General features: G+C 39.0%; 1 protein-coding gene. It reads right to left on the bottom strand.

Annotated features, from left to right (window positions below):
- Positions 1-1607 (bottom strand): molecular chaperone HtpG (gene htpG / locus ACH2DQ_RS05880; RefSeq protein ID WP_395025941.1); only part of this gene is annotated, 1607 nt, incomplete at both ends.

Below are 1607 nucleotides of genomic sequence, written 5' to 3' on the forward strand. Positions count from 1 at the left end.
TTATACATCTTCATCATATCCTGCATACGTCTGCTTTCTTCGGAAAGCGTCATAACAGAAGAGATATTTTCATTTTTCAACTTTTCAACTTTGACTTCCAGTTTTTCTTTGCCAAGAGCTTTGCGGAATAATTCCGTTAATGTATCCGTTGTTTCCTTTAATTCTTCCGCGTTCGTTTCTTCTTTGAAGTGCTCGGTAACATCGGAATCAATACGCTGGAATTTCACTTCCTCATTTTTCTGCTCTACATGGCTGATGAAAGCGGAGTCAATGTTATGTTTTAAGATTGCGGCATCCAGACCTTCTTCTTTAAACATATTAATATACTGGCTCTGCTGAACTTCATCTGTTACGTAGAAGAGCGTAGTTTTGGGCTTTTCTGCTTCTGTTTTATCAGCATCCTTATCAGCACCGGTTTCTTCTGAATCAACCACTTCAACTTCCGGCTCGTCCTTTTTATTCTCTGCGATGAAGTCTGGCAGAGTTAAATACTTGCTGTCCAGGTTCTTCACAAGAATGTAGTCCATCATTTTATCACTGAACTTGCCATCTTTTAAGCAGCCAAACTTGATAAATGGGCTGATGTCATCCCAGTATTTTTCATACTGTTCACGGTCTGTCTTGCACATGCCGCTTAATTTGTCAGCTACTTTCTTGGAAATGTAATCAGCGATCTTCTTAACAAAACCATCGTTCTGAAGAGCACTTCTGGATACGTTAAGCGGTAAGTCCGGACAATCGATGACACCTTTTAAGAGCATCAGGAATTCAGGAATTACTTCTTTGATGTTATCTGCGATGAATACCTGGTTATTGTATAACTTAATCTTGCCTTCAATGGAATCATATTCTGTGTTGATTTTCGGGAAGAAGAGAATACCTTTTAAGTTAAACGGATAGTCCATATTTAAGTGAATCCAGAATAACGGCTCTTTGAAATCCATAAATACTTTACGGTAGAAATCTCTGTATTCTTCCTCTTTACAGTCATTTGGATGCTTGGTCCAAAGTGGGGCAGGATCGCTTAAGGAAACAGGACGTTTGTTAATTTTTACTTTATCCTTTGCAGGAGAAACTTCCACGATTTCCTTTTCACCGTTTTCATTTTCTTTTTCTTCAGTTTTAGCTTCTTCGTGGATATGCTCTACGACAACATCATCTTCACGAAGATCTGCTTCATCAATGGTTTCAAATTCCTGCTCTGCATTTTCTTTGGAAAGGAATATTTCAACCGGCATGAAAGAACAGTATTTTTCCAGTACTTCACGAGCACGGTATTCATTGGCAAATTCCAGACTTTCTTCATTTAAGAAGAGCGTAATTTCTGTACCGACGGTATTTTTATTGCCATCGTCTAACGTATATTCTGTGCCGCCGTCACATTCCCAGTGAACTGGTGTAGAACCTTCTTTATAAGAAAGCGTATCGATGTGTACTTCTTCTGCTACCATAAATGCTGAATAAAAGCCCAGACCGAAATGACCGATCATTTCATCGTCATTTGTTTTGTCTTTGTATTTTTCAAGGAAATCCGTTGCACCGGAAAACGCGATCTGTGTGATGTATTCTTCTACTTCATCAGCAGTCATTCCAAGACCGGTATCGAT

This window comes from Robinsoniella sp., assembly GCF_034124845.1.